Source organism: Saccharibacillus sacchari (assembly GCF_037722395.1).
GTDB classification, from domain to species: Bacteria; Bacillota; Bacilli; order Paenibacillales; family Paenibacillaceae; genus Saccharibacillus; species Saccharibacillus sacchari_A.
In genome coordinates this window covers 141,419-162,000 of sequence record NZ_JBBKAR010000034.1, presented here as the reverse complement: position 1 = coordinate 162,000, position 20,582 = coordinate 141,419, and the positions used below count along the sequence as shown (strand labels likewise).

18 protein-coding genes are annotated in these 20,582 nt (G+C 53.8%); 13 read left to right on the top strand and 5 right to left on the bottom strand.

Annotated elements, in window-relative coordinates; translation table 11 throughout:
* Positions 1–4: 4 nt before the first annotated feature.
* A complete protein-coding gene (locus WKI47_RS13435) occupies positions 5–1,135 on the bottom strand; it encodes an NADH-dependent flavin oxidoreductase (protein WP_340227654.1) in 1,131 nt (376 codons plus the stop codon).
* 531 nt (positions 1,136–1,666) lie between these two features.
* Here WKI47_RS13435 and WKI47_RS13430 point away from each other — a divergent pair.
* Complete coding sequence (locus tag WKI47_RS13430) at positions 1,667–3,139, top strand: amino acid ABC transporter substrate-binding protein/permease (protein WP_340227653.1); 1,473 nt, start codon at positions 1,667–1,669, stop codon at positions 3,137–3,139.
* Positions 3,132–3,860 (top strand): amino acid ABC transporter ATP-binding protein, encoded by a 729-nt coding sequence (locus WKI47_RS13425; RefSeq protein ID WP_340227652.1) that lies wholly within the window; start codon positions 3,132–3,134, stop codon positions 3,858–3,860. The genes WKI47_RS13430 and WKI47_RS13425 overlap by 8 nt, the downstream gene beginning before the upstream one ends.
* A 441-nt stretch (positions 3,861–4,301) precedes the next feature.
* Here WKI47_RS13425 and WKI47_RS13420 read toward each other — a convergent pair whose 3' ends face one another.
* The gene (locus WKI47_RS13420; protein WP_340227651.1) at positions 4,302–5,027 is read right to left on the bottom strand and encodes a serine/threonine protein kinase; all 726 of its coding nucleotides are present in this window, start codon (positions 5,025–5,027) and stop codon (positions 4,302–4,304) included.
* A gap of 241 nt (positions 5,028–5,268) precedes the next feature.
* On the opposite strand from WKI47_RS13420, the gene WKI47_RS13415 reads away from it, so the two are divergent.
* On the top strand, positions 5,269–5,754 hold the full coding sequence (locus tag WKI47_RS13415) for a GNAT family N-acetyltransferase (protein ID WP_340227650.1): 486 nt from the start codon (positions 5,269–5,271) through the stop codon (positions 5,752–5,754).
* Between the two features lie 125 nt (positions 5,755–5,879).
* Here WKI47_RS13415 and WKI47_RS13410 read toward each other — a convergent pair whose 3' ends face one another.
* Together WKI47_RS13410 and WKI47_RS13405 are read right to left on the bottom strand one after the other, a co-directional pair.
* Entirely contained in the window at positions 5,880–7,673 is a 1,794-nt protein-coding gene (locus WKI47_RS13410) for an alpha-glycosidase (RefSeq protein WP_340227649.1), read from the bottom strand.
* A gap of 190 nt (positions 7,674–7,863) precedes the next feature.
* On the bottom strand, positions 7,864–8,247 hold the full coding sequence (locus tag WKI47_RS13405) for a hypothetical protein (RefSeq protein WP_340227648.1): 384 nt from the start codon (positions 8,245–8,247) through the stop codon (positions 7,864–7,866).
* Between the two features lie 272 nt (positions 8,248–8,519).
* On the opposite strand from WKI47_RS13405, the gene WKI47_RS13400 reads away from it, so the two are divergent.
* The 8 genes from WKI47_RS13400 (at position 8,520) to WKI47_RS13365 (ending at position 16,535) form a co-directional block, all read left to right on the top strand.
* Positions 8,520–9,197 carry a response regulator transcription factor gene (locus WKI47_RS13400; RefSeq protein ID WP_340227647.1) on the top strand — a complete coding sequence of 226 codons (678 nt, stop codon included), beginning with the start codon at positions 8,520–8,522 and terminating at the stop codon, positions 9,195–9,197.
* Positions 9,194–10,723, top strand: coding sequence for a HAMP domain-containing sensor histidine kinase (locus WKI47_RS13395; RefSeq protein ID WP_340227646.1), 1,530 nt, complete (start codon positions 9,194–9,196; stop codon positions 10,721–10,723). Before WKI47_RS13400 ends, WKI47_RS13395 begins: the two co-directional genes overlap by 4 nt.
* Before the next feature lie 530 nt (positions 10,724–11,253).
* The gene (locus WKI47_RS13390) at positions 11,254–12,150 is read left to right on the top strand and encodes an ABC transporter ATP-binding protein (RefSeq protein ID WP_340227645.1); all 897 of its coding nucleotides are present in this window, start codon (positions 11,254–11,256) and stop codon (positions 12,148–12,150) included.
* Entirely contained in the window at positions 12,147–13,445 is a 1,299-nt protein-coding gene (locus WKI47_RS13385) for an ABC transporter permease (protein ID WP_340227644.1), read from the top strand. Before WKI47_RS13390 ends, WKI47_RS13385 begins: the two co-directional genes overlap by 4 nt.
* A gap of 144 nt (positions 13,446–13,589) precedes the next feature.
* Positions 13,590–14,567 carry an ABC transporter ATP-binding protein gene (locus tag WKI47_RS13380; protein ID WP_340227643.1) on the top strand — a complete coding sequence of 326 codons (978 nt, stop codon included), beginning with the start codon at positions 13,590–13,592 and terminating at the stop codon, positions 14,565–14,567.
* Positions 14,564–15,280, top strand: coding sequence for an ABC transporter permease (locus tag WKI47_RS13375; RefSeq protein WP_340227642.1), 717 nt, complete (start codon positions 14,564–14,566; stop codon positions 15,278–15,280). The genes WKI47_RS13380 and WKI47_RS13375 overlap by 4 nt, the downstream gene beginning before the upstream one ends.
* Positions 15,281–16,021 carry an ABC transporter permease gene (locus tag WKI47_RS13370; RefSeq protein ID WP_340227641.1) on the top strand — a complete coding sequence of 247 codons (741 nt, stop codon included), beginning with the start codon at positions 15,281–15,283 and terminating at the stop codon, positions 16,019–16,021.
* A gap of 178 nt (positions 16,022–16,199) precedes the next feature.
* Positions 16,200–16,535, top strand: coding sequence for a hypothetical protein (locus WKI47_RS13365; protein WP_340227640.1), 336 nt, complete (start codon positions 16,200–16,202; stop codon positions 16,533–16,535).
* A gap of 217 nt (positions 16,536–16,752) precedes the next feature.
* Here WKI47_RS13365 and WKI47_RS13360 read toward each other — a convergent pair whose 3' ends face one another.
* Positions 16,753–17,709, bottom strand: coding sequence for an L-lactate dehydrogenase (locus WKI47_RS13360; protein WP_340227639.1), 957 nt, complete (start codon positions 17,707–17,709; stop codon positions 16,753–16,755).
* A 329-nt stretch (positions 17,710–18,038) separates the two neighbouring features.
* On the opposite strand from WKI47_RS13360, the gene WKI47_RS13355 reads away from it, so the two are divergent.
* Together WKI47_RS13355 and WKI47_RS13350 are read left to right on the top strand one after the other, a co-directional pair.
* The gene (locus WKI47_RS13355; RefSeq protein WP_340227638.1) at positions 18,039–19,037 is read left to right on the top strand and encodes an NADP-dependent oxidoreductase; all 999 of its coding nucleotides are present in this window, start codon (positions 18,039–18,041) and stop codon (positions 19,035–19,037) included.
* Between the two features lie 327 nt (positions 19,038–19,364).
* Complete coding sequence (locus WKI47_RS13350; RefSeq protein WP_340227637.1) at positions 19,365–20,537, top strand: right-handed parallel beta-helix repeat-containing protein; 1,173 nt, start codon at positions 19,365–19,367, stop codon at positions 20,535–20,537.
* Positions 20,538–20,582 lie beyond the last annotated feature (45 nt).

Here is a 20,582-nt window from a genome sequence, read left to right as displayed (position 1 = left end):
GGTGTTACTCGGCTGCCGGTTCGACGACCGGGAACCAGCCCGGCAGACCGACGATCATGCCCCACAGTTGATCCGGGATCACGAGACGGTTTTGATCGGCCGTCGTCAACGTCACGGCGATCTCCGCTTCTTGTCCTTGCTCGACTTTTTCTACCCAATCCGGCTCGACGATCAGTTCGCGGCCGAGAGCTACCATGGCTGCGCCGAGTTCGATCGCTTCAACGGCTTGGTCCGGCGTATGAACGCCGCCGACGCCGATCACCGGAACGTTGCCGGATGCTTCGACGATTTGTTCCAGGCGAGTGCGCTCCAGATCGCCGCCGCGGCGTGGCTTGGAATTGTACTCCATCAGCGATACGTGCAGGTAGCTGAGGTTTTTGGCGGAGAGAGCGTTCAGCAGCGCGAAAGTATGGTCCATGGTCAGCCCTTCTTCTTGCGGCTCTTCCGGCGAGAAACGGTATCCGACGATGAAAGGCGTTTTGGCATGCTCGGACGCGGCGCGTTGCACTTCGTCCACGACAGCGAGCGGGAACGTCAGGCGTTGTTCAACGTCGCCGCCCCATTTGTCGGTACGACGGTTGGACCAACCGGAGAAGAATTGTTGGATCAGGTAGCCGTTGGCGCCGTGGATTTCGACGCCGTCGAAGCCTGCGCGGATCGCAAGTTCCGTCGCGCGTCCGAAGTCCAGCACGATCGACTCGATCTCTTCGTGGCTCAGTTCGCGCGCGCTGGAACCGTCTTGCAGCTCGATCGCGCTCGGACCGACCACGTCGCCGTTCGGAACGAGCGCGCGAGGGCCTTGAATACCGGCGTGGAAGATTTGCAGAACGGCTTTGGCGCCGCCTTTTTTAAGCGAAGTTGCAAGTTGGGTCAGACCCGGAAGATTTTCTTCACCGAATGCGGCAAATTGGTTTTGGAAGCCGATCCCGCCCGGCATCACGTGTGCGACCGCTGTGATCGCGAGTCCCAATTTGTCTGTGCGGCGTTCGTAATAGGTGAGTTCGGCATCCGATACGCTCAGGTCTTCGTTGGACGAAGAGTGAGTCATAGGTGCGAGTACGATCCGGTTTTGCAGGGTAATGCCGTCGTTCAATTGAACTTTGTCGAATAGCTTGGCGAATTTAGCGTTTGTCATTGTGGAAACTTCCTCTCTGAAAGCCGAATTTTTTCGTTATCAAAAACACATAGGTATATTATAGTAACAAGATTTCTAATTTTCAATGCCTTTCAAGCCAAAACGGCATAAAAATTTTAAAAAACTAAATTACGATCAATTTAAAATAAAACTTACGCTTTTTTGGAACGGGAACGCTTTGAATTTCCAGCAAACATTAAAAGAAAAGGTGTTAACCTTTCATCCGCAAAAGGGTAATCTTTCACAGGCGCATCGTGAAGTGGCTTTTTGTAAAAGAACAAGAAAAGACGAACCAACCGTTTCAAGCATTTATCTTTCAAAAAAGCCAATGTAATCGTTCAAAATCATAACGTTTCGAAATTCGTTTTTATCCAACTTACACGGCATGTAACGTAACAAAGCGCGGAAGATCCATAACGCGGTTTTATATTCCTTATTAAAATTTTTAATAGATAAACGTAGTCAATAGTTCACAGGTCATGTAAAATGGAGAGAAAATTCTAAAGCCGCGCCGAGCGACTGGAGGAAATTATGCACATTCAGAAAAAGATTACGGGGTTTTTGGTTTTATTGATTTTCTTCTTCTCGTTCGCGGGAAGTTTGGTGCCATCGGCGCAAGCCGCCGAAGCGAAGAAGACGTACACCATTGCGACTGACACGACGTTCCCGCCGTTCGAGTACCAGGACGCCAGCGGTAATTACGTAGGCATCGACCTTGATTTGCTCAAGGCGATCGCCGAGGATCAGGGCTTTGAGTATCGTCTTCAACCGCTGGGTTTTAACGCGGCAGTCCAAGCGCTTCAATCCGGCAACGTTGACGGTGTCATCGCCGGCATGAGCATTACCGACGAGCGCAAGCAGGTCTTCGATTTTTCGGAAGAATACTTCCAATCGGGTCCGATCATGGGCGTGGACGCCAATAACAGCGCGATCTTGTCGTATGAAGACTTGCGCGGCCAGCGCGTAGCGGTTAAGACCGGTACGGAAGGGGCGACATTCGCGGAATCGATCAAAGATCAATACGGATTTACGATCGTCACCTTCGATGATTCACCGCAGTTGATCGAAGAAGTCAAAGCAGGAGGATCGGTGGCTTACTTCGAAGATTATCCTGTCGTCGCTTACGGGATAGCGCAAGGCAACGGAATGAAAATGCCGCTGCCGAAAGAACCGGGCGGCGCGTACGGATTTGCTGTGAAAAAAGGCCAAAATGCCGAACTTCTCAAAATGTTCAATCAAGGTTTGGCCAATATTAAAGCAAACGGAAAATATGATGAAGCCGTAGCGAAGTATCTGGGTGAATCGTCCGTATCGGAAGGCGGGGAAATCGAAATCGCCGCAACTCCGCAAATGAGCGGATTCGAACTGATCTGGGCTTCTATGCCCGCTTTTCTCAAAGGTCTCGGATACACCGTGTATTACACGCTCATTTCGTTATTCTTTGCCTTTATTTTAGGTCTGATCTTCGGATCGATGAAAGTTAGCCATAACAAAGCGTTGCGAGGGATCGCTACGGCATTCGTCGATATCTTCCGCGGCATCCCGCTGCTGATTTTGGCCTTCTTCATTTACTTTGCGATTCCTCAGGCTCTGAACTTCACGATGCCGATCTGGACGGCGGCTATTCTTGCGCTGTCGTTGAACGCGGGTGCCTATGTGACGGAAATCATCCGCGGCGGTATCCAGTCGATCGATAAGGGCCAGATGGAAGCGGCACGTTCGCTGGGCGTCCCTTATCAGACTGCGATGCGTAAAATCATCTTGCCACAAGCGATCAAAGTGATGGTGCCTTCGTTTATCAACCAGATGGTCATTACGCTGAAAGATACTTCGATCATGTCTATCATCGGTCTGGTCGAACTTACTCAGTCGGGTAAGCTGGTCGTGGCTCGGACGTTCCAATCGTTTGAAGTGTGGTTGACGATCGGCATCATGTACCTGATCGTCATCACGATCCTCACCAAGATTGCGGATCGTCTCGAAAGGAGAGTAAGCCGTGGATAAAGTTAAAGTTACCGGCCTCAAAAAAAGTTACGGCAGCAACGAAGTACTCAAAGGCATCGATATGGAGGTTCGGGAAGGCGAAGTTGTTTGCGTTATCGGACCTTCGGGTTCCGGCAAAAGTACCTTCCTGCGTTGTCTTAACCTGTTGGAAGAAATCACTGCCGGCAAAGTTATTGTAGACGACCACGATCTGAACGATAAAAATTCGGACATTAACAAAATCCGCGAAAATATCGGCATGGTGTTCCAGCACTTCAATCTATTTCCGCATAAGACGGTGCTTCAGAACATCACGTTCGCGCCGGTCGAGCTGAAAAAGCAAACGAAAGCCGAAGCCGAAAAAACGGCATTAGGATTGCTTGAACGAGTCGGTCTTGCCGATAAAGCCAACGCGTTTCCCGCATCGCTGTCGGGCGGTCAGAAGCAGCGCGTAGCGATCGCCCGCGCGCTTGCCATGAATCCGGATGTTATGCTGTTTGACGAACCGACTTCCGCGCTTGACCCGGAGATGGTCGGCGAGGTGCTAGGCGTTATGCAGGATTTGGCCCGTGAAGGCATGACGATGATCATCGTCACGCACGAGATGGGATTTGCGCGCGAAGTGGGAAATCGTGTCATCTTCATGGACGGTGGCTACATCGTGGAAGAAGGCACGCCGGAAGAAGTGTTCGGTAATCCGAAGCACGAACGCACGATCAGTTTCTTGGAAAAAGTGTTGTGAAAAAGGGAAGGCCGGCTCGCAATTGAGCCGGCCTTTTTTGCTAGGGATAAGTAGGTTAAACGGAAGTGACGTCGGGAAAGCTCGTTTCGGTCGCTGTTTCAATCGGGAAGCGCTCTACGTTGTTTGATAAGCAACGTAGAGCAGGAACATTCGTTCATTTGCGAGTTACGTTGACTTTTCGGCAACGTGCAGGACTTCAGTGCAGCAAATTCAAGCTCTGAGCATGCTCTACATTGCCAAAAGATCAACATAGCTGTTCAAAAGCGGCAATCGGAATGTTCTACATAGCCAAAAAGACAATGTAGCTCGTCCGTCTTCGCCGCCTGCTTTCGCTTTTTCTTCATGCTCGGTGCTTTTCTGCGACTACGATGCCTATCCTGCCTGTTTTCGACTCCTCCGGACTTCTATTGCCTTCGATTTGTTCCGCTCTCCACGCAACCCTTAACTCGACTTCCGCGCTTTTACCTTATACCGCTTCCCTTGCGGATGCCGGCCGTCAAGGCGGGCTTTTTTGCGCAGGCGGCGATACACGTAGCGGATCATGTCCATCGACCAGTCGGGCATGGGGAAGGTGTGTTTTTTCGGCATCAACGGCTTGTAGAGTTTGGAATAAGCTTTCTTGAAATCTTTCCACATCACGCACGGTCCGGCTTGCAGGAAGTCGGAGATGTCCACGACCAGGCCGCGACCGTCTTTGAGCATAACGTTTTTGCCGTGCACATCTTTCGGATTCAAGCCGCGGGAGCGGGCGTAATCGAGCGCTTTGTCGATATCCCGCACCGCTTTCGAAGGGATATACGTGCCGTCTCGCAGACAATTGTAAAAGGTCTTGCCTTCGAGCTTTTTCAGCACCAGGTAATAGTGGTCGCCCAGTGCGTTCGCGGCATACAGCGTCGAATACGCCGGATGCGTGCCGAGTCGCTCGTAGACGTCGCATTCTTCCCGCCAACCGGGACGTCCGGGCGCGTAGATTTTGACGACCTTGCCGGGAAGCGAAGGGTGCTCGAAAACGGCGGCGTAATTGCCGGCACCTAGCAGCGTCCAACCCGTAGGCGTGAGATGCACGACAACCGGGTTGAACGGATCGATGCTCTCCAGTTGAACGTCCGGCAGCAGGGTATCTTCTATCAGACGGATCGAGGGTTCTTGCTCGCCGCTGTGGATCATGGTTGTTCACTCCTTGGAGGAAATGGGCGTTTGACCCTGCCTTCATGTTTTTTTTCTTATCATAATCCGCTAAGACCGTCCGGGCAACCGTCTTGAGACGGGGTTCGTTGCCGACACTGGACGAATAGATTTTTGGAAAGGCATTTGGTAAATTAGAGGATACACGATACAGGGGCAGATAAGCAAAGGAGGCCGGCTTCATACACGCGCCTTACAGACTACATAGATTAGGGGACCTGCAATGGATATCGGCAACGTAGAGATTCGGAAGGCCCGGATCGCGGATCGGAAGATGTTTGAGCAGTTATGGCAGTTGTATTTGTATGATTTTAGCGAGTTTACGGGGATGGACGTGCGTTCGGACGGCGAATATCCGTATTTCCCGGAGTTCGAATTGTATTGGAAAAAGTGGGGCGGCAATTGTGCCTATGTCATTTTGGCGGATGGACAGATTGCCGGATTCGCGATGGTGCATGAGTTTTGGGAAAATGAAGCGGCGTATTTGTCGCAATTTTTCATTATGCGCAAATACCGCCGCTCCGGCATCGGCATGCGCGCGGCAAGGCTCGTGTTCGGTACGAAGCCGGGCCGCTGGGGACTGCATCAGCTGGCGAACAATATTCCGGCGCAAAAGTTCTGGGACCGGGTGATTAGGGATCTGACCGGAGCCGCGCCACTGTTGGAGCAGATGGAGAGCGATCGGCGTTTTCAGTTGTTTGAGATGTAGTAAAAAGGAGTGTTCGTCTCATCAGCACTGAAGCTGAATGCGAAATGCCCGGGTAAACGGAAGACTCCGTTCGGCCCGGGCTTTTTGTGCGTTCAATCGTGTTCCGCTGTACCTGTTACATCGCTCTACTCCGCCTTCAACACCGCATACCCGTAAGCCGGAAGCTCGATGGTCAACCGTCCTTTTTTTGCGTCGAGACGATCTTCCGAAGTTAGCGAAGGCTTAACGCCGCCCGCCGTCAGTACGCTCCAAGCTTTCGCCGTCGCGCCGTCGCTGTCGCCGCCGTTCGTATCGATCTTAAGCGTCTGCGCTTTGTCCGACACATTCAGCGCCACGATCAGCGTAGACTCTTCGTCCTCGCGGCGGTAAGCCAGCGTATGACCGTCTTTTTCCGCGTGCAAAATATCGAAATGCCCGGTACGCAGCGCCGTATATTCGTGCCGCAAACCGATCACCGTTTTATAAAAATCGCGCAAGTCCAGATCCTGCTTGTCTTCGTCCCATTCCATGCATTTGCGGCAGTCCGGGTCGGCTCCGCCGTCGATGCCGATCTCGTCGCCGTAATACACGCACGGCGTGCCGGGATAGGTCATTTGGATGGCGACGGCCAGCTTCAGCTTGTTTTTGTCGCCGTCCGCCACGGTCAGCATCCGCTCCGTGTCGTGGCTGTCCAGCAAGTTGAACGCGGCCTGGCTGACCGGGAGCGGGTAACGCGCCAGTTGCTTGGACAGCGAGTAGGCGAATTTTTGCGCGTCCGTTTTGCCCAGAGCCACGAAGTCGCGCACCGCGTACGTAAACGGATAGTTCATCGCCGAATCGAATTGGTCGCCTTGCAGCCACGGCGTCGCTTCATGCCACAGCTCGCCGACGATATAAGCTTCCGGGTTGGCTTCTTTGACGACCGTCTGGAATTCGCGCCAGAAACGGTGGTCCACCTCGTCCGCCACGTCCAGCCGCCAGCCGTCGAAGCCGATCTCGCCGATCCAGTAACGGGCCGCTTCGAGCAGGTATTTTTTGACGTCCGGATTGCCGGTATTGAATTTCGGCATGTTCGGCTCGAAGCTGAACGTCTCGTACGTCGGAATGCCGTCTTTGACGTCGATCGGGAATTCGCGGACGTGGAACCAGTCGGCATACGCGGAGTCGGCGCCTTTTTCCTTAACGTCGACGAACGGTTTAAACGTTTTGCCGGAGTGGTTGAACACGGCGTCGAGCAGCACCCGAATGCCGCGTCCGTGACACTCCTCGATCAGATGCTTGAGCGTCGCCTCGTCGCCGAAATGCGGATCGAGCTTCAAATAATCCTGCGTATCGTATTTATGATTGCTCGGCGCCTGGAAGATCGGGGTAAAGTAGATCGCGTTGATCCCAAGATCCGCGATATAATCCAGATGCTGCCGCACGCCTTCCAGATCGCCGCCGAAGAAGCTGTCTACCTCGGGCTTTCCGCCCCAAGGCTGCACGTTGTCCGGGCTGATCGACGGATCGCCGTTCGCGAAGCGTTCGGGGAAAATCTGATAAAACACGGCGTTTTTGGCCCATTCCGGCGTCTTGATGATGTCTTCGGGATTGATGTAGGCGATCTCGTAAAAGTCATCGGAGGACGTCAGCTCGATATGATGAAAGCCGTCTTCGTTCATCCAAACGGTTTCTTTTCCGCTTTCCAGCTTGAATCCGTATTTCAGACGACGGTACGGAGGCTTGGCCTCGCATTCCCAGTAGTCGAATAACTCATCGGACGCAAAAATGCGCATCGGGATCTCTGTTTTCGTCCGGTCCCATGCGTACTTGTCTCCTCCGATTACGAAAACGCGCTCCACGTCGTTTTTTTTCGTGCGGAGTCGCAGGTGAATCGTTTCTTTGTCAACCGTATAAGCCCAGTTCATCTTCGGCCGGTGTTCAATCGCTTCAAGCAGCATCGGATAAGTCCCCCTTGAGTGTTGGAATAGTGGAATGGCGCGCATGCACCGACAAGATGGTATACCCGTGAACAGGGAAGCGAGAAACAGAGCGAACGTCGCAAAGGAAAAGAGCATACAAAAAAGACCCGCGTTCCCCGTGATGCCGGTGCAGGGGAAACGAGTCTGGACAGCGTTGATCAGTTACGGGTTATAGCGGCATCAGGTCACGGTTTTTGGCCGATTTGCGACATTCTTTGCATACGCCGACCAGATTGCCGTATTCATCGACATAGAACCCGACCGAGTCGCTTTTTTTCTGGCAACGGGAACAGGATTGCAGACGCGTATCCGCATTTTTTGGAGTGAACCCGCGAATGTCCGCTCCTTTGGCCGAACCGACTTTTCGCTTGGTGGCGTCGGATGTGATCGGATTCAGCGAGGCTTCTCGCGTTTTGCGACGGCGAGCAGCGGCCAGATCGACGATATTACTGGTCTTTTTGCGCATACGCTTCGAACGGACAATGAGCCAGGCGGTGGTTGCACCGGCCAGCGCGGCGGCAACGAGCAGCAATGTGATTGTGATCGGCGTCATGACGGGGTTCCTCCTCGGATCGTGGGATGGACGTTTATATGCAGGCAGCGAAGGAATGGAATAGAACATACACAGTGGAAAACGGACAAAAATCGTACTTGTTATTACCCGTGCGCATAGCTGCAAGAAACGGGGTTTTTAGCGGAAAAGAAGATTGAAAAAAGCGTTTTACATGTGCCCGGAAGCACAAATACTGATATCATGGACGCAAGGCGGCGCAAAGGGGAATCCAGCTTCGTTTCCGAAGCGCCGAAAACAGGAGGACTACATTTGTGACGAAAAAAACGGTACTCTATATCGAAGACGAACGCCAGATCGGCGAATGGGTCGTGCGCAATCTGGAAGAGCGCGGCTACGGCGTCGTCTGGCTGGAAAGCGGCGACGGTGCATCGGAGGCAGCCGGAGCATGCGATGCCGCCGTGCTGGATATCATGCTGCCGGGATTGGACGGATTCACGGTCGGCCAGCGGCTGAAGCGCGATCATCCGGCTTTGCCTCTAATGATGTTATCGGCCCGAACGTCGATTGATGATAAGCTCGAAGCATTGCGATTTGCCGACGATTATTTGACCAAGCCGTTTCACCCGGACGAATTGGCGGCCCGGATCGAAGTGATGCTGCGGCGAATCAGTCCGGCCGAACCGGAAGCTCGCCGTATCGGGCATCTATTGGTGCATGAGCATGAGAATCGGGTCGAGGATGCGCAAAGCGGCGAAGAAATCGCGCTGACGGGCAAGCAATTTCATATCTTTATGTATTTTCTGCGCCATCTCGGCCAGATCCTGACGAAGGAACAAATTTATGAAGCCGTATGGGGCGAGCCTTATATCGACGGAGACAAGACTCTGATGGTGCATATTCGGTATCTGCGGGAAAAAATCGAACGCGATCCCGGCAATCCGGAGATTGTGGAGACCATTCGCGGCATCGGCTATCGGGTACGGGGATGAAGCGGCGCAAAGGCTCGGCCGGAAAATTCCGTCATTCGTTAATGGCCCGTTATCTGATGCTGGTCGGCTTCGCCATTTTTCTGCTGCCGATGATTTTGATTTTCGTGATGGTCCTTTATTTGGGCTACACGTATTTCATCTGGCAACCCGGACGTCAGGAAGTCGAATCCGGTCAGCAATATGCTTCGTTATCGGGCCTGGAAGAGGGTTGGCATCAACTGGCGGCTTCGCTGGATGGAGCTTCGGCGGAGGAGATCGTGAAGTCGCTTGAAGCTTTTCGTATCAAAAACCCGTTGGTATCGGTTGCCGCCGTGGACGCAAAAGGTCGAACAATCGTCGAGAATCCGCAGCAATCAAGCATTCCTGACGTCTGGACGCCGGGCTGGACAGCCGAGTATATGAAGCGGGCAACGGCCTATAATTCTTCCGGCTTTTCCGTCGTCGCTTTTATCGGAGAAGGAGAAGACAGCATGCGGGACGCCCGACAGGGCTTCTTGGTTGCCGAAGTCTTGCGCGAACATATGGATACGAACGTACCCGATCAGAACTCCAGATTTTCGCAAATTGCCGGAGTATTGCTGTTTCTGTTGTTGTTCGTTCTGTTTGCGTTTATGTCTTGGGCATTTTTCTACAGGATTCGCAAACGTCTGATTCGTCTGCAGGAGGCCATGACCGCTTATGACGAAACGGGTATTCCTTTGCCGGTTGGACCGGATAAGCGCCAAGACGAAGTGGCTGCGCTGGAAGGTACGTTCAATGCGATGGTGCATAAGCTGCGCGACGGTCGCGAACGCGAGCGGGAAGAGGAAGAACTGCGCAAAAAGCTGATCGCCAACCTGTCGCATGATCTCCGAACTCCGCTGACCGTGATCCGCAGCCATGCGTATTCGCTCGAAAGCGAACCGCTGGGCGAACGTGGTCAGCAATCGCTGCGCCTGATGTCTCGCAAGCTGGACGATCTCGGCGGGCTTATCGACAATCTGCTGTCTTACACCCTGATCGCCGCAGGCCGTTACCCGATGCGCTTGGAAGAAACCGATATCCTGCGCATCGTCCGAACCGCCGCCGCGCAGTGGTATCCCGTTTTTGAAAAAGAAGGCATGGAAGTCGAAGCCGACCTGCCCGACGAGGCCCTGTTCTGGAACGTGGACCGCGAATGGTTCGTCCGCATTCTCGACAATCTGTTTCAAAACGCGGTGCGCCATGCCAAAGCAGGACGATATATCGGCCTGTCGTTGGGCGAAGCCGACGCTGACGGGAACCGCCCGTTGCGGATTCGGGATCGGGGACCGGGGTTGCCTGCGCCAGACTCGGCGAAATCGGCTCCCGGCGAGCTTGCCCGGTCTGCCGATACAATCGCAGAGCCTGCCGCCAAACCGTCCGACACCCGCCGCAATCCATCCGCCGGTGCCGGTATCGGCCTATCCATCGTAGACCTCATGATCCGCGAGATGAACATGAACTGGAGCATCGAAAGCGGAGAAGAAGGAACTACCATCACCATTTACCCTTGTGGGAAAGCATAAAATGGACTTTTTCGACAAATCCTCTGCCGAACGTAAACCTCCGATCAAGGTTGGCCAAGCTACCGGGCGTCGCGGATTCGCGTTCGGAAATGCGGCGGCGTCACTTCAATCCTGCGAATGGGCATGCCAACGCGGCGCTGTAACGGATCGCATATCCGCTACAGCGCCTTTTCGGTTTCGGGCCTTTTTTTGAACATCGCGCAGCGGCTCAAGGTTAGCTTTTTATACCTCTATACACACCCATAAGCACACCTATACGCACCCAAGCCCCCGCATCACAAAAAATCCCAAACGATTATTCCCCTGAAAACCTTGCAACCACGCGGTTTTTCGCACCGTTTTTCTTTTTCTTCTTTCGATCGGATCTTCTTTTTTTATTCGAACCGTTGACAAAATCCCCCTCTTGCAAATATAGTGTGCATATAGACATACACACTAATCACTGTATACACACACCTAAATTTCACCTATATACTTCATTCGCATGGATACGGGGTGCAAGCGCGCATGACTCGAAAGGAGAGAATAAGATGACATTGGAAATCAGACATTTGGGCAAGCAATACGGCGAGAAGAAAGTGGTGGACGATATCTCGTTGACCGTAAGATCGGGCGAAGCTTTTGGATTGTTGGGAGGCAACGGGGCGGGCAAAACGACGACGATCCGCTCGGTGCTAGGATTGTTGGAACACGAACACGGCGAAGTGCTGTGGAACGGCAAGCCTTTTCTAACCCATCGTCCGAGTGTCGGCTACCTGCCGGAGGAGCGCGGATTGTATCCGAAAGAGACGGTGAGCGAGCAGTTGATCTATCTGGCGCGGCTGGAAGGGATGAAGAAAACGGCGGCGCAAAGCGCGTTGAAGCGTTGGCTGGAGCGTTTGGGCATCGCGGAGCATGAGCACAAGCGCGTCGAACAGTTGTCGAAAGGCAATCAGCAAAAGGTACAGATTATCTCGGCGCTGATCCATGATCCCGAGCTGGTCATTCTGGACGAGCCGTTTAGCGGACTTGACCCGGTCAATGCGGACATGCTGGCTTCGGTGGTGAAGGAGCAGATCGCGAAAGGCAAAGCCCTGGTCTTCTCCAGTCACCAGATGATGCAGGTCGAGCAGTTTTGCGAACAGATTTGTATTTTGAAAAGGGGCCGGGTGCAGATCGACGGACGCTTGTCCGATATCAAACGTTCATACGGACGCAGCAACCTGATTTTGCGCAGCGAAGCGGATCTGACGCCGTTTCTGGACACGCGCGTCCTGACCGATATTCGGCGGGATGCGCAGGAATGGACGCTCAAGGTGAACAGCGAGGCACAGGCACACGAGCTGATGCGCGAACTGGGGCAAGCGGGCGTACCGATGCTCAAGTTCGAACTGAAAGAACCGTCGCTGCATGAAATCTTTATTGAAAAGGTGGGGGAAGCGGTATGAGATCATTCGGAATCGTATTCGGCTATTCGTTCAAGGAACGGATTCGTTCCAAATCGTTTTTGTGGATGACGGTGCTGCTTGTCGCACTGATTGCGGCGATCGTGCTTATTCCGAGACTCACGGGCGGAGGGACATCGACGCAAGGAACGGTTGCCGTCGTCAATACGACTTCGCTTCCGGTCGATGCGCAGGGGCTGGAAGCTTCCGTATCTTCGTTGTACGAATGGAAGCTGGTGCCGGAGAGCGAGCAGGCGGATCAAGCGAAGTTGCTGCAAAATGAAGATTTGTCCGCGATCATCGCGATTGCACCGGCTGCCGAAGCGTCTGCGGCTCCGCAAATCACGCTGTCGGTGAACCGTCAGGAAGACGTTCCGTTCGCGGCCGATCTGTCGACGTATGTGGAGCGGTTGAATATCAACGAACGCGTCGAAGCGCTCGGACTGCCGTCGGAGCAGGCGGCTTCGGTTACGGCACGGCCTTCCCTGGAACTCAACGAGCTGAACGCCGGAGGCAAGTCGTTCGCCCAGACCTATATGCCGGTCTATGCGCTGCTTACCCTGATGTTCTTCATGATCTATCTGTTCGCAGGCAACGTAGCCACTTCGGTCTCGGTTGAAAAAGGCTCGCGTATTCAAGAGATTCTGATTACGAAAGTCAGCCCCGGCCAACTGCTGGCGGGCAAAGTGTTCGGCGTAGGCGTAGCGGGAATTCTCCAGTTTGCGATTATCGTTAGCTTCGGCGCATTGCTGATGAGCTTCGGCGGGACGGGAGAAGCGCTGTCGATCGGCAACTTGTCTATCGATCTGTCGATTTTGGGCGGGCAAACGCTGGTTGTCACGGCTATGCTGTTCATCCTTGGCTATTTCTTCTACGCCACGTTGTTTGCGGCGGCCGGTTCGATGGTCAGCCGAAGCGAAGAGCTGAGTCAGGCAACGATGCCGGTATCCATGCTGCTGATGGCAGCCTTCATCGTCTCCATGATCGCATTGGGCGCACCGAACGGAACGCTGGCTGTCGTCTCTTCCTACATTCCGTTTTTGACGCCGATGGTGTTGCTGACCCGTGTCGGCGCAGGAGAACCGGCATTGCCGGACATCGTGCTTCCGATCGTGATCCTGGCCGTATCCACGCTGCTTGCGGGCTGGCTGTCGGCCAAAGTCTACCGCAATGGCGTACTGCTTTACGGACAGAAGCCTTCTCTGGGCATGATGCTGAAAATGCTCGGCTCTACAGGAAAAAAAGCTTCCCGTGCCAAGATCAGCCCATCCAACACAGGAGCGAAAGACGCGATTTAATTGTAAAAGCCAACATTCCTCTGCGGAACGAATGTTGGCTTTTTGCCGATTTTTTAAACCAAATTTAAACTTCAGGTCGTCTTCCCTTTAACCTTGGATCTTTATCATAGGAAACAACGATAAGAAAACGAGAGGTGAGGGACAATGACAGACATGATGATCGAGACCCGGAACTTGACGAAAAAATATAAAGGCACGCCGGCTGTGGACGCGCTTAATCTTGCGATCCCGCGTGGCGAGATTTACGGATTCCTCGGACCGAACGGAGCAGGAAAAACGACGACGATCCGTATGCTCCTGGGGCTGATCAAGCCGGATAGCGGCGTGGTGCAGATCTTCGGCCAGGATTTGAAAAGGGAGCGGATCAAGATTTTGCGCCGCGTCGGTTCGCTGGTCGAATACCCGTCTTATTACGGCCATCTGAACGCGGTGGAGAACCTGGAGACGATCCGCCGCATTTTGAACGTGCCGAAAAGCCGGATCGACGAAGTATTGCATACCGTCGGCTTGACCAAAGACGCCAAACGCTCGGTCAAAGGGTATTCGCTCGGCATGAAGCAGCGGCTCGGCATCGCGTCGGCACTGCTGGGTAGCCCGGAGCTGCTCATTCTGGACGAGCCGACAAACGGACTTGATCCGTCGGGCATTTTGGAAATCCGCGAGTTGATCAAAAAAATGCCGCAGCAGCAAGGCATTACCGTGCTTGTCTCCAGCCACCTGCTCAGCGAAGTCGAACAGATGGCCAGCAGCGTAGGCATCGTCAATCAGGGCAAAATGATCTTTCAGGACAGCATTCCGAATTTGCAGCGCAAGGCCGGAAGCGAAATTCATATCGCGTTGTCCGAACCGGACGCCGCTATGATTACCGCGCGTGAGCAGGGATGCTTCCCGCGACTCGATCAAGGCCATCTGGTGTTCAAAGGCATCGATAACGGACAGATTGCCCGTCTCGTTGCCGCACTGGTAGACGCACGTCATAGTATCTACCGGGTGGAAGAGCGCCGCAAATCGCTGGAAGACCTGTTCCTGACCATGACTTCGGGCGCGTCGAACGCGTCTTCCGAGCGTCATGAAGCCAGCGCGCCCAGAGCGGCCGGATTGCGGAAGGAGGCTGCGCGATGATCGGCAAACTTCTTGCGGCGGACCTGCTGAAAATGCGCCGAACCGGGATCTGGTGGGTCGTGTTTATCGGGCCTGTCGGATTGGCGGCGATGCAGGCGCTTAACTTCGGTCTGCGGTACGACTATCTGGTTTACGACGCGTATGCCGGAGACGCCTGGGGAGGACTGATCGAATCGACGGGGTTGTTCGTGCCGATCGCAATCTATCTGGCGATGACCTTATTGATGTCGATGATCGCGAATATCGAGAACCGGCAAAATTCATGGAAACAGACGCTGGCTTTGCCGGTCCGGCGCTCCCAGGTGTTCGCTTCCAAATTTCTGAGCTGTTTGATTCAGTTGCTGGTCGCCTGTGCGTTGTTGAGCGGGTCCACGCTGATTCTCGGCCTCGCGCTAAAGTTCGACGGGCCGATTCCTTACCTGGATTTGCTGACTTCCGGCTTGTATCCGATGTTGGCGGCGCTGCCTTTGCTGGGCGTGATGCTGTGGCTCACGTTGACGGTGCGCAACCAGGCGATTCCGATCGCGCTGGGCATCACGGCTTCGCTGGTATCGGTCTTCGGGGCTTCCTTGCCGCACGCGTTGCCGTTGTCCTGGCCGGGATTCGTGGCGCACGGCCAGCAAACGCTGACGTTCGTCGGCCTGGGCATCGCGGTCTTTATCGTGCTGTACCTGCTCGGTTCTTTACACTTTTCCAGAAAGGACGTGGCGTAAATGGGAACTTGGATTTCCGCATTGCGAAGTGAACGGATCAAGCTCGGACGTTCCCAAATCATGCTGCTTGCCGTTATTGATCCGGTATTGTGTGCAGTGATCGGGCTGCTGACCAGCGTCGGTAGTGGAGAAGAAGCCTGGGCGGGGTTGATGCTTGCGATGGTAGTGCTGCACGCCATGCTGTTCCTGCCGATCATGACGGGAATTTTCTCGGCATATGTGTGTCGGTATGAGCACGCAGGCGGTGGCTGGAAACAGATTTTGTCGCTTCCCGTTTCGCGCAGCGCGCTATATTTCTCCAAACTGCTGGTCGTAATGGGTACGCTCGCGCTGAACCAATTGTTATTTTTTATTGCGATAGTCGGCGTAGGCGCGCTCAAAGGATATGATCTCGCCCTGATTCCGTGGGGAGACTTCGGCATCAAATTGATCGGCGGATTTATCGCTTGTCTGCCGCTGGCCGCGCTGCAATTGTTCGTGTCCACCATGTGGAGCAGTTTTGCCGCACCGCTTGTGTTGAATGTGATCTTTACTATCCCGAACATCTTGATCGCCAACTCGGCTACCTATGGTCCTTATTATCCGTGGGCGCAGCCGATGCTGGTGATGATGCAGGCGGGAGGCGAGTATGACTTTGGCGCATTCGGCTTGCCGATCGAAAGTTTGCTGATAACGGTGGGCGGCAGCTTCGTGTTGTTTTTGGCGGCGGGATTGACGTATTTCAACCGAAAACCGGTATAAAGGTGAAACCAAACAGCGTTTAGGAAAGTATTTTTTGTGAAGCTTGCTTGCGGCTATTAACGAACTTGCCGCTTTCGACGTTGATAAAAGTAGGAAAAGGAAAAGGAAAACGCTGGATGTCGCATGACGGATATACGGAACGCGGCATCGGTTCTTTATATACAAGGGGGCAATGTTCATGATAACCAAACAACTGTTGGTCGCGGCGCTGGCCGTCGCGATCGTCACGCCGCTGTCGGCCGGCCCGGTTCGTGCCGAATCGGCGAATCCGGTCGACGTCGGCATCGCGGCCGCCGCGGCGGCGCTGGCGCAGGAAGGAACGGTCGCGGAGTACGCGTCCGTCCGAACGGGCGATAATGCAACGGCGATGTTGGATATGGGGCTGGACGAATACGCGGCTTCGCCGATGACGGACGGGAAACGGTTTTCGGTATTCTGTCTTTCGATGGCGGCTTCGTTGGCGGTGATGTTGGGGGTGTTCGGGTTGATGGTGCGGCGGAAGCGGAATACGTGAGGTGTGCGGGGCGGCGGAGGGAGAAATTCACTCAAAGCGCTGTCTCGCTGAGAAAGCCGTTGGCTTTCTTGGCTCAAAGGCGTTTTTCGTTGAATTTCTCCCTCCGCCTGGAGGCACAATCGCGAATTCAGCTTGTTAGGGATAAAAGGAAAGGCCCGGAAGGAGTGGCTTCCGGGCTGTTTCTGTACGGAAAAAGCAATTTAGTTAAGTGATTGGATTAGGAGAGCATGGTGATGCTGTTTAGGCCGGTGCGGATCATATCGCAGGAGCGTTCGAACGATGCTTTTTCGTCGTCGCTCAGGTTGAATTCGATCAGTTCTTCGATGCCGCCGTCGCCGATGATGGCAGGGACGCCTACGCAAACGTCGGATTGGCCGTATTCGCCGTCCAGGATCGCGGAGACGGCGATAATGCGGTGGTCGTCGTTTAGGATGGAGCGTGTAATGTAGGCGATGGCGCTGCCGATGCCGAATTGGGTGGAGCCTTTGCGGGTGAAGATTTCCCAGCCTGCGTCTTTGGTTTTGCGGGCGATATCGTTCAGGTCAAGATCCGGGAAACGCAGCTTGTGTTCTTCGATGATATGCAGGATGGGTTTGCCGCCGATCGTGACGTGCGACCAGGCGACGAATTGGGATTCGCCGTGTTCGCCCATGGCGTAGCCATGCACGCTGCGAGGATCGACTTGGAAAACGTCGGCGAGCAGTGTTTTGAGACGGGCGGAGTCGATAGACGTGCCGGTGCCGATAACCCGGTGGCGCGGCAAGCCGGACACTTGGGCGGTAATCAGCGTCACGACGTCAACCGGATTCGATGCGACTACGAAGATGCCGTCAAATCCGCTGGCCATGACGGCAGTGACGACTTCGCGGGTAATGGAAGCGGCGTCCGCGATGATATCCATCCGCGTTTGGCCGGCTTTGACATTTGCACCTGCCGTGAGCACCACGATGTCCGCATCGCTGCAATCGGAATAGAATCCGGCACGTACGCGGGTACGCGTTGAGGTGAAGTCGGCGCAGTGGGACAGATCGAGCGCCTGCGCTAGCGCATGCTCATGGTTGCGGCTGATAATGACGATCTCGTCGCAGATAGATTGGTTGATCATGGCGTAAGCACAGCTTGATCCGACCAGACCCGATCCGATAATTGCGACTTTGCGGTTTTTTCTGCCCATATTCGCACTCCTTAGTCATTAATATTTTATATTGAAAAAGAATGAATGAAAGATTTAGGTATTCACTTGTTTACATGAAAAAATCTCAAAAGAACTCTTTGCTTTCATTTTAGCGGAAAAGAAGAGGGTTGTCAGCCAAAAAATGCACGAATATGTTACGATACATGACATGTTCGATAGAAAAAGACTGTGAATCGGATCGAAATGGAAGAAAAGAAGACGGAAGAATGCAAAAACGCTAAAATGGGAGTTTTGCTTCGTAAGGGGTAAACTATAAAAGTGGCCCTTCAAAGAAGCTTTGGGCGAATTTTAACGGAGGTGAACGCATCATGACACAGAAAAAACGCTTTGTGCTGGCCAGCCGTCCTGACGGTATGCCGACATCGGATAATTTTGAACTGAAGACGGAAGAACTGGAAGCGCCGCAGGACGGCGAGATTTCGGTAGAGACGCTATACCTGTCGGTGGACCCGTATATGCGCGGCCGGATGAACGATGCCAAGTCGTATTCCAAGCCTTACGAGATCGGAGGTACGCTGGGCGGCGGCTCGATCGGTCGGGTTATCGAAAGCCGCCATGCTTCGCGCAAAGTCGGAGATATCGTACTAGGCGGTTGGGGATGGCAGACGCATGCGACGGTAAGCGGCGATCAGGTGTCTCCGGTCGATCCCGATCTTGCTCCGATCCAAACGGCGCTCGGCGTCCTGGGCATGACCGGATTAACCGCTTATTTCGGCTTGCTGGATATCGGGCAGCCGAAAGCGGGCGAGACGGTGGTCGTATCCGGCGCAGGCGGCGCGGTCGGCATGATCGTAGGCCAGATTGCCAAGATCAAAGGCGCTCGCGTGGTCGGAATTTCGGGCTCTGAAGAGAAGAATCGTTATCTGTCCGAAGAGTTGGGCTTTGACGCGGTCGTGAACTATAAAACGGAGTCGCTGGACGAAGCGTTGGCGAAAGCTTGCCCGGACGGCGTGGATGTATACTTCGATAATGTCGGCGGAGAAGTGACGGATGCGGTGTTCCAGCTGTTGAACTCGAATGCGCGGATTCCGTTGTGCGGACAGATCTCCTTATATAATGTAGCGAAAAAAGAGCCGGGGCCGCGTTTCCTTCCTCTGCTGCTTACGCGCACTGCTCTCGTCAAAGGGTTCTTGGTCGGTCAGTATCAAGATCGATATAGCGAAGCGATTCCGGAGATGGCAGGCTGGATGAAAGAAGGCAAGCTGAAGTACAGCGAAAATATCATCGAAGGATTCGAGCGGACGCCCGAAGCTTTCTTGGGTCTGTTCAGCGGCGACAATCTGGGGAAACAGTTGGTCAAAGCGTAAATAAGCAGGCTTGCTATAACGTTTCGAAAAGGCGACGACCGGGAATCTTCCCGATCGTCGCCTTTTTCGTATGTGGAAACGCCGCATACCCGGACAACGCTCGATGAATCCAAAAGAAATCAAAAATGGGAATAGGGGTATTGAAGAAATATTCTTAAGACCTAATATGGAAGATCGGAATAACTAGATATATTTTGTACTTAAATGGTTTTATTTGGGTATTTCATCTTGTGTATCTAGTCTTTTTGTACGAAAAAGAACAAAATATGTGAATTTTAATCCAATTTGTGGGAATAAATGGTATACCAAAAATGGAGGACGAACATCATGAGAAAACATCAACGGCTCCTCGGTACCGCTATATTGTCCCTGGTTGCAGGTAGCGCATTTGTATCTTACTCTCCTTCTTCTTACGCGGCAAGTCAGCCGTCGGCCGTGTACAGGACCGACGCCGGGGTCGGCGCTTCTTCGCCGGCTTCGGCAACAGGCTTGTCGGTTACCGATTTCGGAGCGGTCGCGAACGACGGTCGGGACGATTATGCGGCTTTTGCCGCGGCGGCTCAGGCAGCCAAGCGGCAAAACAAAACGCTGCATATTCCCGCCGGAACGTTTACGCTCAGTAAAATATTCACGATCGACAGCATCCGGGTAGAAGGAGCCGGCAAAGCTGCAACGGTGCTCGTTTCCACCGATCCCCAAAAAGGTTCGATCGACTTGAAAGGCGACGGCGTTTCTCTTCGCAACCTGAAGCATGTATACGAGACGACGGTCCCTCGGGGAAACGGCGCACATGAAAAGAACAGCATCACCGTACGTGGAGCAAGCCGGTTCGTGATCGATAATGTGTCGGTCAGCAAGTCCAGCACGGCCGGCATCATGGTCGCGTACGGGGCGAATAACGGAGTGATCTCCAATAATACGGTGGCTAATACCGGCGCGGACGGTATTCATATCACGACGGAAAGCCATGATATCATGGTCGAAAACAATACGGTTACGGCAGCGGGAGACGATGGGATCGCGGTGGTCAGCTACAAGACCAGCTCTGTGCCGGTGAGGGCGGTGACGATTCGGGATAACGAGGTGGGCGGCTTATCCAAAGCCCGCGGGATCTCCGTCGTGGGCGGCGAGCATGTAGCGATCGAAAATAACAGCGTCAAGGATACGATGATGGCCGGCATTTATATCGCGACCGAAGGCTCGTACAATACGATGAACGTCGACGGTGTGCGGGTGGTCGGAAATACGGTGGATCATACGGGTATCAAAGAACCGGAGAAACATCCGAACGTGCTCGTTTACGCCGGGCAAGGCACGATCGACAATGTGGAGTTTATCGAAAATACGATTACCAACGGCGCGCATCGCGGCATCGGGGTCTGGGGCGACGGAACCGTGCGCGACGTGAAGTTCGAACGAAACACGCTCGTGAATGCGAACGGAGCCAAAACGACGTTCAAAAACGGGAATATCGAACTCGTCGACAACGTTGGGTTTTGAAACTTTGCATGAAAAAAGCCTCCGGCCGATGCCAGGGGCTTTTTC

Bases quoted from the DNA above. Each gene is read 5' to 3' on its own strand.
- WKI47_RS13375 (WP_340227642.1), top strand. From the start codon at position 14,564: ATGATCGGCAAACTTCTTGCGGCGGACCTGCTGAAAATGCGCCGAACC.
- WKI47_RS13395 (WP_340227646.1), top strand. From the start codon at position 9,194: ATGAAGCGGCGCAAAGGCTCGGCCGGAAAATTCCGTCATTCGTTAATG.
- WKI47_RS13415 (WP_340227650.1), top strand. From the start codon at position 5,269: ATGGATATCGGCAACGTAGAGATTCGGAAGGCCCGGATCGCGGATCGG.
- WKI47_RS13365 (WP_340227640.1), top strand. From the start codon at position 16,200: ATGATAACCAAACAACTGTTGGTCGCGGCGCTGGCCGTCGCGATCGTC.
- WKI47_RS13420 (WP_340227651.1), bottom strand. From the start codon at position 5,027: ATGATCCACAGCGGCGAGCAAGAACCCTCGATCCGTCTGATAGAAGAT.
- WKI47_RS13410 (WP_340227649.1), bottom strand. From the start codon at position 7,673: ATGCTGCTTGAAGCGATTGAACACCGGCCGAAGATGAACTGGGCTTAT.
- WKI47_RS13355 (WP_340227638.1), top strand. From the start codon at position 18,039: ATGACACAGAAAAAACGCTTTGTGCTGGCCAGCCGTCCTGACGGTATG.
- WKI47_RS13370 (WP_340227641.1), top strand. From the start codon at position 15,281: ATGGGAACTTGGATTTCCGCATTGCGAAGTGAACGGATCAAGCTCGGA.
- WKI47_RS13380 (WP_340227643.1), top strand. From the start codon at position 13,590: ATGACAGACATGATGATCGAGACCCGGAACTTGACGAAAAAATATAAA.
- WKI47_RS13360 (WP_340227639.1), bottom strand. From the start codon at position 17,709: ATGGGCAGAAAAAACCGCAAAGTCGCAATTATCGGATCGGGTCTGGTC.
- WKI47_RS13390 (WP_340227645.1), top strand. From the start codon at position 11,254: ATGACATTGGAAATCAGACATTTGGGCAAGCAATACGGCGAGAAGAAA.
- WKI47_RS13405 (WP_340227648.1), bottom strand. From the start codon at position 8,247: ATGACGCCGATCACAATCACATTGCTGCTCGTTGCCGCCGCGCTGGCC.
- WKI47_RS13350 (WP_340227637.1), top strand. From the start codon at position 19,365: ATGAGAAAACATCAACGGCTCCTCGGTACCGCTATATTGTCCCTGGTT.
- WKI47_RS13435 (WP_340227654.1), bottom strand. From the start codon at position 1,135: ATGACAAACGCTAAATTCGCCAAGCTATTCGACAAAGTTCAATTGAAC.
- WKI47_RS13385 (WP_340227644.1), top strand. From the start codon at position 12,147: ATGAGATCATTCGGAATCGTATTCGGCTATTCGTTCAAGGAACGGATT.
- WKI47_RS13430 (WP_340227653.1), top strand. From the start codon at position 1,667: ATGCACATTCAGAAAAAGATTACGGGGTTTTTGGTTTTATTGATTTTC.